The sequence below is a fragment of the Clostridium zhoujianii genome, assembly GCF_051590805.1.
In the GTDB taxonomy this organism is placed as follows: Bacteria; Bacillota; Clostridia; order Clostridiales; family Clostridiaceae; genus Clostridium.
Genome location: NZ_JBPUTF010000008.1, coordinates 1 through 11,429 on the forward strand (window position 1 = coordinate 1; position 11,429 = coordinate 11,429).

Here is an 11,429-nt window from a genome sequence, read left to right on the forward strand (position 1 = left end):
CCAGCGTTCGTCCTGAGCCAGGATCAAACTCTCAATAAAAAGTTTAATCTTAATCTCAAAAACTTACTCATAAAAAGAATTGCTGGTTTTTAACTTATATATCTGTTCAATTTTCAAAGACCAATTTCTTTGTCGCACTCCCCAAATAGGTAAGTTCCAATTACCAAATTAAAATTTGGATTGTCACTTAAGCGACTCATTTATCTTATCATTTATCAGCGAACCTTGTCAACAACTTTTTTAAGTTTTTTAAACTTGTTTTTGTTGTTATCTGTTTGCCTTAGCGACGAGATTTATCTTACCATAAACATGAAATCATTCTTATTCGTTTTTCGTGTTTTTTTTATAATATATCTATATATACTCTTTATTTTTTTCTTTTTCTCTATTATTCATATATTGATACACTAGGAAATGTTTTATTGTTATATTAAACATATATCATATATTATGTAAATATAATCCTTAAAAATATACCTATACTAACTAGTCTATAAATAAAAAAGAGAGGTTCAAATACATCCCTCTCTTACTAACTTATATATATTTTCTATTCTTCATTACTACAGGCCAAAAATCTGAACCTTTATATTTATCATTTGCTCCTACTTCCGTTCCTTTATCTGCTATTACCTTTTCAAGCTGTGCTCCTTCACCTATTACAGTATTTTGCATTATTACGCAATCCTCTACCACTGCACTTTTAGCAATATATACTCTCCTAGATATAATGCAATTCTTAACTTCACCTTCTATAAGACATCCATTTGCAATTATTGAATTACTTACATTACTACTCTCAGCATAATGTGTAGGTGCTTCATCCTTTGTTTTTGTATAGATTGGTTGCCCATTATAAAAGAGTTCTGTATTAACTTTCTTTTTAAGCAGATCCATATTAGCAGCATAATAACTATTTAATGAATTTATACAATTAAGATACCCTTCAAATTCATAGGTACACACATGTAAGTTTTCTATATTGGCATTAATAAATTGTTTTATCTTTCTATACATCCCACTTCTAACACTTTCTAATACTATATCTATAAATAGTTCTGTAGACATTATATACATTTCCATGCTTATATTGGCATTATTCTCTCTTCCTATATTCTGTCCAACTGATAATACTCTTCCATTTTCATTTATATTTAATACATCACAATCTATAAATCCCTTATCAGCATTATTTATATTCTTATATATAATAGTAATATCGTTTTTGCTAGCCTTATGTTTTTCTAATGCTTCATTGTAATTAATGTTACATATCATATATGATGGTGATATTAATACATATTCTTTCCTACTATATTTAACAAACTCTATATTGTCAGAAAAATTATGAACATCATCATATGAAGGATCTTCGTATCCGAAGTTAAATACCTTCAGCCCATCCTTTTTTCTGTGTAAATCCCAAGGTCTTCCATTGGTTAAATGATCTATCAGCGATCTAGATCTATTCTTTGTGAACATTCCTATACACTCTATTCCTGAATTAGTCATATTCGATAGTACAAAATCAACTATTCTGTATCTTGCAGCTATTGGTACTGATGCTAACGGTCTATTTCTTACAAGCTCACCCATTCTGCTTTCATTCTCATCCAAATTTATAATTCCTACACAATTATTCATTAGCTCTCCCCCCTTAATAAGCTAAATAGTGCTGCATGCTTCAACATTGCTACCTGATTTAACCTCTTCCTTTGATGCAACTACAGCGATATTATCACCATTACCTATCTTAGATTCTTTCCTAACTACTACATCGCTACCTATTATTGCTTTGTTAATTACAACATTATCCCCTATTCTTACATTAGTCATTATTATAGAATCCTTAATTATCGTGTTTTTGCCAACATGTACTCCTTGAAACAAAATAGAATCTACTACCTCACCATGAACAGTACAACCTTCTACAATAAGTGAATTTTTTACCCTAGCCTTTGACCCAACATATTGAGCTGGACTAACAGGGTTATCCGAGTATATCTTCCATTCTTCATCATATAAACTAAGTTCATTATCATTCTTTAACAAATCCATATTTGCCTCCCATAGGCTCTCAATTGTCCCTACATCTTTCCAATATCCCTTAAATGGATAAGCCACCATTCTCTTTCCTGAATTAAGCATGTTTGGGATGATATTTTTCCCAAAATCATTACTTGATGTCTTATCTCCATCATCTTCCTTTAAATACTTCTTTAAGGTCTTCCAGTTAAATATATAAATACCCATTGAAGCTAAATTACTTTTTGGCTCCTCAGGTTTTTCTTCAAACTCATAAATTGATAAATCCTCTCGTGTATTCATTATTCCAAATCTACTTGCTTCATTCATTGGTACCTCTATAACTGCAATTGTAGCATCTGCTTCTTTTTGCTTATGAAATTTAATCATTTTATCATAGTCCATCTTATATATGTGATCCCCTGACAATATTAATACATATTCAGGGTCATAACTATCAACAAACTCTATGTTCTGTAATATTGCATTTGCTGTTCCTTTATACCACTTACCGCCCTTTTCTTCTTGATATGGTGGTAAAATACTTACGCCGCCATCTCTTCTATCTAAATCCCATGGACTCCCTATTCCAATATGTGAATTTAGCTCTAATGGCTTATACTGAGTTAATACTCCTACTGTATAAATTCCTGAATTTGAACAATTACTAAGAGGAAAGTCTATAATTCTGTACTTACCTCCAAATGGAACTGCTGGTTTTGCCAAATTTTTAGTTAATACTCCTAACCTCGATCCTTGTCCACCTGCTAATATCATTGCAACAACCTCTCTTTTGCCCACAAACCCCATCTCCTCTCTCTTATGTTTCTAACCTCTATTACAATATGATTTACATTCCACATTTATACATAATATTGATATTTTATTAAAATAAAATACAGAGCCTCATTCCACTGAAACTCTGTATTTATCTACCTTACTGCAACTCTTGTAATATAGCATAGCCTTTACATCTAATTTTAATAGGATAACTTTCTTTATTATTTTTTATTAATACTTGATTTCTTATAATATCTATCCATTCTACATCTGAGCTTAACTTTATTTCTACTTCCCTATCCTCTAAAGAATTATTTAATATAATTAATATACTTTTATTTTTGTAAGCCCTTTTTACTATAACTAAGTCCTCTTCACCTCTATAGATATCAAAGTCACCCTTTAATAAAATATGATTATTTTTTCTTAAAGATATTAAGTTCTTATATAGTCTATATACTTCCTTATCTTCATTTCCCCAAGGATAAGTTCGTCTATTACTTGGATCTCTTAATCCTAATAACCCTGCTTCATCTCCATAATATATTAATGGTACTCCTGGTAATGTCATTTGAATTACTATAGCAAGCTCTAATAATGATTTGTCTTCACTTAATAAAGTAAGTATTCTTTCAGTATCATGATTTCCTAGCAGATTCATAGTATTATAAAAATTATCTATTGGATAATTCTCATATAAGCTATAAATTTGTTTAATGAACTTCGAGCCAGATATCTCTCCTTTCACATACCTAAGTATGCTATCTCGTAAAGGATAATTTGTTACAGAATCAAGCTCCCTACCAAATAGATACTTCCTTCTTTCTGAGTAACTAACTTTATTAGATGCATCTTCCCAGACTTCTCCTACTAATATACTATCCTTCTTTACTTCCCTAATCCTCTTCTTTAATAGTTCTATAAACTTATCTGGTAATTCATCTGCCACATCTAGTCTCCATCCACTTGCGCCTAGCTTAATCCACTTTGTTACTATAGAATTATCTCCAGTAACAATATAATCTAGATATGCTGGATTTAATTCATCTACATTAGGCTGATTTTCAAATCCCCACCAACTCTCATAAGTCCTTGGATAATCATAAAACCTATACCAACTATAATAAGGAGACTCTTTTGATTGAAATGCTCCTATACTGTTATAATTACCTTCCTTATTAAAGTATTTACTATCTGAACCAGTATGGCTAAATACTCCATCTAATATTATTTTTATCCCATAACCTTCTGCCTTATCACAAAGCTCCTTAAAATCCATTTCAGTTCCAAACATAGGATCTATATTTTCATAATTTCCTGTATCATACTTATGGCAACTTATTGCTTCAAAAATTGGATTGAAATATAAAATTGTTATTCCTAGCTCATTAAGATATGGTAATTTCTCTATTACTCCCCTTAAGTTCCCGCCAAAGAAATCCCACCTTATTACTTCTCCATTTTTCCCCTTTATATACATAGGCTCATCGTCCCACTGACCATATATAAAGCTATTCTTTTTAGGATTGCTTATTCTCCCATCTTTGTTCCCATTATAAAATCTATCTACAAATATCTGATATATTATCCCCTCTTGAAACCATTCTGGTATATATTCTTCTTCATAGACTGTTATCTGATAAGGTATTGGATTTTCATAGTAAATATTGCCTTCCCCACCTAATACTTCAGTATTATTTCCATAATAAAATTCTCTTTCATCCTTTTTTATTACAAAGTAGTATCTATTCATCCCTAGTAATTCACTTGTATCAATCTGTGCTGAGAATAGTGCCCTATTTCCACTATTCCCCTCCCAATTCATTTTGATTAACCTTTCTTCATCTTCGAAGCCTATTACCTTTAAATAAACTTCTACTCCCTTGTTTACTAATATTTTTATATTTACTTTAGTTCTTACAGGCACTGCTCCAAAAGGACTTCTATATTCTCTTATATGGGAATTGTGAAAGGCAAAATCCTGCTCCATTAAATCCATCCTCCTTATAAGTTTTTATAGATTAACTCTGGCCCCCATATACCTGTTGCATATTGTTGTATAGTTCTATCTGATGAGAAAATACCTGAATGAGCTATATTTATGCCACAGATTTCTTGCCATTTATACATATCTTTAAAAATATTATTTACCCTATTCTGTGCTTGTATATATGAATCAAAATCCTTCAAAACAAAAAATTCATCATTGTAGGTTATTAAATTCTCATATATACTTTTGAATCTATCCTTATCTTTGTGATAGGTTCCATTTATTAAATCTCCAACAACTCTACTAACTTTTTTATTTGCATTACATATATCAATAGAACAATATCCTCCATTCTGAAGATAATTTAACACTTCCCTAGCCGTCATACCGAAGATTACTATATTGTCATCTCCAACTTCATCATTAATCTCTATATTTGCTCCATCTAATGTTGCAATAGTTACTGCTCCATTCATCATGAACTTCATATTAGATGTTCCTGATGCTTCTTTAGTTGTTGTTGATATTTGTTCACTTAAATCTGCGGCTGGAATAATATCCTCTGCCAAGGATACTCTATAGTTATCTAAAAAAACCACCTTTAACCTCTTATTTATTCTCGGATCATTATTAATCTTATCTGCAATGCAATTAATAAGTTCAATAATGTTCTTAGCCAAATAATATCCCGGTGCTGCTTTCCCTGCAAATATAAATGTCCTTGGTTCAATATCTAAATTTGGATTCTCACATAGTTGATTGTATAAATCCATTATTCTTAAGCAATTCAATGTTTGTCTCTTATACGCATGTATTCTTTTTACATGAACATCAAATATAGATGCTGGATCTACTACAATACCATTGCTTTTATAAATTCTCTCTGCAAGTCTATCCTTATTTTTTCTTTTTACTCTGGCTAATTCTTCTTGAACTCTACTCTCATGAGCAAACTTTTCAAAATTAATTAAATCAGTAGGGTGTTTTATAAAACTTTCCCCTATTGTTTCTTTTAATAATTCAGTTAACCCTGGATTACTCTTTAAAAGCCATCTTCTATGAGTAATTCCATTTGTTTTATTATTGAATTTATTAGGATATAAATAATATAAATCCTGCATTTCCTCTTTCTTTAATATCTCTGTGTGTAATTTTGCAACTCCATTCACACTATGACTACCAACTACAGCTAAGTTTGCCATTCTTATTTGTCCATCAGCTATTATTGCCATCCTTGATATCTTATCCCACTGTGCTGTATACTTGTTCCATAGATCCCTACAATACCTTTCATTTATCTCCTCTACAATCATATATACCCTAGGTAATAAACCTTTGAACATTTCAATTGGCCACTTTTCTAAAGCTTCTGACAAAATTGTATGATTAGTATAAGATATTGTATTTTTTGTTACTCTCCATGCTTCTTCCCAGGCTAATCCCTCTTCATCTAGTAATATTCTCATAAGTTCAGGTATTGCCAATGTAGGGTGAGTATCATTTATATGAATAGCTATTTTCTCATCTAATTCCTTTATATTTCCACCATGCTTTTTATAATGTCTTATTATACTTTGGATTCCTGCCGATACAAAAAAATATTGTTGCTTTAATCTTAAAATCTTACCTTCGTAAAAGGAATCCTCAGGATATAGTACTTGAGATATAGCTTCAACTGAATTCTTATACTCAATAGCTTTTAAAAATTCTCCTCTACTAAAGGATGAGTAATCAAATTCATTAGAAACAGTTTCTGCACTCCAAAGCCTTAAGGTATTAGCCACTTCATTCTCATATCCAACAACTGGAGTGTCATATGGAACTGCAAGAATAGGCTCAAAATTAACTTGAGTAAATGTTAATTTTCCTTCCACTTCTTCAACTTTTATCTCTCCACCAAATTTAACTATTTCAGCTTTATCTGCTTTTCTTCTTTCCCATACATTACCTTCTCTAAGCCAATTATCAGATACTTCAACCTGCTTACCATTTATTATCTTTTGTTCGAAAAATCCATACTTATATCTTATTCCACATCCATGTCCTGCAATATTTAAGGATGCCATTGAATCAAGGAAACAAGCTGCTAGTCTTCCAAGACCGCCATTTCCTAATCCTTGATCTTGCTCTAAATCCTCAAGTTCTCTTAAATTTATATTTAATTCTGCTAAAGCCTCTTTACAAACATCCATAATCCCTAGATTCATTAAGACATCTCCTAATAATCTACCTAATAGAAATTCCATAGAAAAATAGTAAACTTGCTTTTCTCCAGTTTTGTTATATCTTTTATTAGTGTTCATTGACAATCTAACAACATAATCTCTTATTAAACTTCCTAATGCTTCATACTTTTGAAGGTTACTTCCTTCTTCTATCTCATCACCATGAAGATCCTTGTACTTATTTTCATAAGATGCTTTAAAAGTTTCTTTGTCTAAGGTTAGCATACTAATCCCCTCCTATGATTAAGCCCCGATAACTTCAACGTATAATTCGCTATACTCTCCTGCTGATTTATCCCAACTATTATTAGAGTTCATTGCTTGTGATACGATAGATTTCCATCTATCTTTATCCTCATATATCCTTAATGCATATTCTGTTATCATCAATAGCTCATTAGAATTAAAGTTATTGAAGCTAAACCCATTCCCTACTCCATTGTATTGATTATAAGGGGAAATTGTGTCTTTTAAACCTCCTGTTTCTCTAACTATAGGTACAGCCCCATATCTTAGAGCCATAAGTTGTCCTAATCCACAAGGCTCAAATAATGACGGCATTAAAAACATATCACAACTTGCATATATCCTATGTGCTAATCCATTATCAAACATTATATTTGTAGATACCTTATCATTGTATCTATACTGTACATTCTTAAAATGTTCTTCATAGTGATTATCCCCAGTCCCAAGTATAACTAACTGAATATTACTCTGTAGTAACCTATCAGCTATATTAACAATTAGGTCTAATCCCTTTTGATTTGTTAATCTTGATACTATTCCTATCATAGGGATATCCTTATTTACCGGTAGAGATAATTCCTTTTGAAGGGCTAACTTATTTACTTGCTTATCTTCTATACCACCATTTTCAAAGGACTTATATATATACGGATCATTGTATGGGTCATACTCTTCATAATCTATTCCATTAAGTATTCCTTTAATTGCATACCCTCTTTCTCTTAGTAGTCCATCTAACTTCTCTCCATATTGAGGAGTCTTTATTTCATCTGCGTAGGTATAACTTACTGTTGATATCTTATCTGCATAATTAATACCTCCCTTCATGAAGCTTACTCCTCCATAGAATTCTAAGCTTCCATTATTAAATGGTTCCATATCATATCCAAATAGTTCTGGTAAAACCTCTGGTGAAAATACACCTTGAAAAAGCATATTGTGTATTGAAAATACAGTTTTAATACTTCTGTAGAAGTCATCCCTTACATACTCTAGCTTAAGCATCACTGGTATCATACCTGTATGCCAATCGTTACAATGTATAATATCTGGCTGCCAATTTATTTCTTTTATAAATTCCAATACAGCTCTATCGTAATAAGCAAATCTCTCACCATCATCATAATAACCATATAAAGCATCTCTTCCAAAATAATATTCATTATCTAAAAGGTAGTAGGTAACTCCAGCTTCTTTATATTCAAATACTCCACAATACTGACTTCTCCATCCTACCTGCACCATAAACCATTTTATAAAATTTAATTTTTCTTTTATCTTATTATTAATATTTTTATATTTAGGGATTACAACACGTACATCATTCCCATTTTTTACTAATGATTTCGGTAATGCACCTACTACGTCTCCAAGACCTCCAGTCTTAATAAAAGGATGTGACTCAGATGCTACTAATAATACTTTCATCTACTTTCTCCTTCCTCTCCCTTTTAATACCAATAACTAAAGTAGCCATTGGTGGTACTTTAACTTTTATACTATATTTTTGATTGTGATACCTTTCATTTTCAGCAACTAATATTACATCACCTAATATCTGCCCTGATCCACCATATATAGAATCATCACTATTAAGTACTTCTTTATAATCAGTTAAATATGGTACACCAATCCTGAAGTCATAATAAACTACAGGGGTAAAGTTACATATGAATATTAATGTATCATCCTTATGCTTTCCTTTTCTCATAAAGACCAAAATACTTTGATCATTATTATCTGCATCTATCCATGTAAAACCATTTGTATCGTAATCTAATTCCCATAAGGCTCTATTTTTCTTATAAAAATTATTTAAATCCATAACATAATTTTGAGTATCTTTATGCATAGGGTAGTTATCTATAAGCTTCCATTCAAGTTCTTCATATTCCCTCCACTCAATAAATTGACCAAACTCTGCTCCCATAAATGTTAACTTCTTGCCTGGATGTCCTATCATATATGCTAATAGAAGTCTTAAGCCAGCAAATTTATTCCAATAATCACCAAACATTTTATCTACCATAGATTTTTTTCCATGAACAACTTCATCATGTGACAATGGCAATATAAAATTTTCAGAGTAGTTATACATCATTGAAAAGGTAAGATTATTATGATGGTACTTTCTATACACTGGATTCATTTCAATATATTCCAAAGTATCATTCATCCATCCCATATCCCATTTGAAATTAAATCCTAATCCTCCATTTTCAATGTCCATACAAACATTTGGCCAAGAAGTAGATTCCTCTGCTATCATTAATACATTATTACATTCCTTAAAAACTGCTGTATTAAGATCTTTTACAAATTGAATTCCTTCTAAATTACCACTTCCACCATCTTTATTAGGCATCCATTCTCCATCATTTCTTCCATAGTTTAAATAAAGTATATTTGATACTGCATCTACCCTGAGTCCATCTATATGAAATTCTTTAATCCAGTACAGAGCATTTGAAATTAAGAAACTTTTTACCTCTGGTCTACCCAAATCAAAATTTGCTGTACCCCATCCCTTATTTTCTGCTTTCCATTCTTCTTCATATTCATAAGTTGGGCCTCCATCAAATTTATATAATCCATGAGCATCTTTGCAGAAATGACCTGGAGCCCAATCCAAAATCACCCCTATATTCTTTAGGTGTAGTGCTTGAACTAATTTCTTAAAACCTTCTATTGTTCCATATCTACTTGTTAGTGAATAAAATCCTACTCCTTGATATCCCCAAGAAGCATCTAAGGGATGCTCTACTAATGGCATTATTTCAACATAAGTGTATCCCATTTTACTTACATACTCAGGTAATTCTTCACTTAACTCTTCATATGTTAAAAACTCTCCCTCCTTTGTTTTCCAAGACCCTAAATGAACCTCATAAATGTTTATTGGACTTTTGTATATATTAGATTTTATCTTTTTATCTCTCCATTTCTTATCTATCCAATTAAATCTCTCTGTCTTATATACTATAGATGCACTATTGGGTCTCAATTCAGAAGATATAGCATATGGATCTGCTTTATAAACAACCTTATTATCTACACCTTTTATTGCATATTTATATTTGGTACCTATTTCAATATCCGCAATAAATATGCTCCATATTCCGCCTTCTGTTACCTTCTTTAATTTATATTTTTTATTTATTGAAAAATTATTAAAATCTCCTACAATCCATATTTCTTTTGCATTAGGAGCCCAAGTGCTAAATCTTATCCCACTTTTATTCTCTTCAGTAACTACATGTGATCCTAATATCTTATAAGCTTCATAATTTCGCCCCTCATGAAATAAATAAGAGTTAAAATCTGTAATAGTATAATTACTATCTATCTTCTTCAAGTTAATTCCTCCTTCTCTTACAGTTCTCATATAATCCTATTCATTTAATCTGAACTTTATTAACTCTCTAGCCATAATTAATATATCAAGAATTGAAACCGTTATCCTTTTACATATTGGTAATTACTGTATTAGTGTGATTTTCATATAAAAAATAGCCTCCAACTTCTTGAAGCTGCAGGCTATTTTTTCTTATTTTATATACTAATTTGATTTCGAATTAATTTAAATTAAAAACAAAAAAGCTGTAGTTTTACCTACAGCTTGTAATAATCAAAATTATCTTCTATTTTGTTCTTTTTTAGCTCTTCTACAAGATATACATCTTACTGGCTCATTATCGAATCCTTTTTCTTTATAGAATTCTTGCTCCCCTACTGAGAATATGAATTCATTACCGCAATCTCTGCATACTATTGTCTTATCTGTCATAAATGTTCCTCCTAAAGTTAAAGATTCTAATTTGATAATAATCTCCAATCTTGAGAAACTATTTACCTAAATGAAACTTTTTTGTTTATTAGCATTTTTGCTACTCTATTATAATAACACATAATTTCATATATTGCAATAGTTTTTCTAATATTTTTTAAATTGAATTAAATTACTTCTATGAAAATGATTTTTATTTTATATTTTTCTATATAAAAAAAGGATAGTATCAACTATCCTCTTAACTTACCTAGCAACGTCCTACTCTCCCACACAGTCTCCCATGCAGTACCATCGGCGCTGTAGAGCTTAACTTTCCTGTTCGGAATGGAAAGGAGTGTTTCCTCTACGCCATCATCACTAGATTTATCAA

7 protein-coding genes and 1 rRNA gene are annotated in these 11,429 nt (G+C 30.9%); all 8 read right to left on the minus strand.

Features of this window, described 5'->3' with window-relative positions; translation table 11 throughout:
- Positions 1-537: 537 nt before the first annotated feature.
- Complete coding sequence (gene glgD / locus ACSYT2_RS18420; protein ID WP_430858256.1) at positions 538-1,644, minus strand: glucose-1-phosphate adenylyltransferase subunit GlgD; 1,107 nt, start codon at positions 1,642-1,644, stop codon at positions 538-540.
- Positions 1,645-1,665: 21 nt separating this feature from the next.
- A complete protein-coding gene (locus ACSYT2_RS18425; RefSeq protein WP_438385406.1) occupies positions 1,666-2,826 on the minus strand; it encodes a glucose-1-phosphate adenylyltransferase in 1,161 nt (386 codons plus the stop codon).
- Between the two features lie 136 nt (positions 2,827-2,962).
- Positions 2,963-4,795, minus strand: a complete 1,833-nt coding sequence (locus ACSYT2_RS18430; protein ID WP_430858258.1) for a glycoside hydrolase family 13 protein — start codon at positions 4,793-4,795, stop codon at positions 2,963-2,965.
- Between the two features lie 14 nt (positions 4,796-4,809).
- The gene (locus tag ACSYT2_RS18435; protein ID WP_438385408.1) at positions 4,810-7,245 is read right to left on the minus strand and encodes a glycogen/starch/alpha-glucan phosphorylase; all 2,436 of its coding nucleotides are present in this window, start codon (positions 7,243-7,245) and stop codon (positions 4,810-4,812) included.
- Between the two features lie 18 nt (positions 7,246-7,263).
- Positions 7,264-8,697, minus strand: coding sequence for a glycogen synthase GlgA (gene glgA / locus ACSYT2_RS18440; RefSeq protein WP_438385410.1), 1,434 nt, complete (start codon positions 8,695-8,697; stop codon positions 7,264-7,266).
- A complete protein-coding gene (gene glgB, locus ACSYT2_RS18445; protein ID WP_438385412.1) occupies positions 8,672-10,654 on the minus strand; it encodes a 1,4-alpha-glucan branching protein GlgB in 1,983 nt (660 codons plus the stop codon). The genes glgA and glgB overlap by 26 nt, the downstream gene beginning before the upstream one ends.
- Positions 10,655-10,903: 249 nt before the next feature.
- Positions 10,904-11,056, minus strand: coding sequence for a zinc-ribbon domain-containing protein (locus tag ACSYT2_RS18450; RefSeq protein WP_430858262.1), 153 nt, complete (start codon positions 11,054-11,056; stop codon positions 10,904-10,906).
- Positions 11,057-11,304: 248 nt separating this feature from the next.
- Positions 11,305-11,421, minus strand: a 5S ribosomal RNA gene (rrf, locus tag ACSYT2_RS18455).
- Between the last annotated feature and the right edge of the window lie 8 nt (positions 11,422-11,429).

Coding starts and splice junctions, on each gene's coding strand:
- glgD (WP_430858256.1), bottom strand. CDS start 1,644: ATGAATAATTGTGTAGGAATTATAAATTTGGATGAGAATGAAAGCAGA.
- ACSYT2_RS18430 (WP_430858258.1), bottom strand. CDS start 4,795: ATGGAGCAGGATTTTGCCTTTCACAATTCCCATATAAGAGAATATAGA.
- ACSYT2_RS18435 (WP_438385408.1), bottom strand. CDS start 7,245: ATGCTAACCTTAGACAAAGAAACTTTTAAAGCATCTTATGAAAATAAG.
- glgA (WP_438385410.1), bottom strand. CDS start 8,697: ATGAAAGTATTATTAGTAGCATCTGAGTCACATCCTTTTATTAAGACT.
- glgB (WP_438385412.1), bottom strand. CDS start 10,654: ATGAGAACTGTAAGAGAAGGAGGAATTAACTTGAAGAAGATAGATAGT.
- ACSYT2_RS18450 (WP_430858262.1), bottom strand. CDS start 11,056: ATGACAGATAAGACAATAGTATGCAGAGATTGCGGTAATGAATTCATA.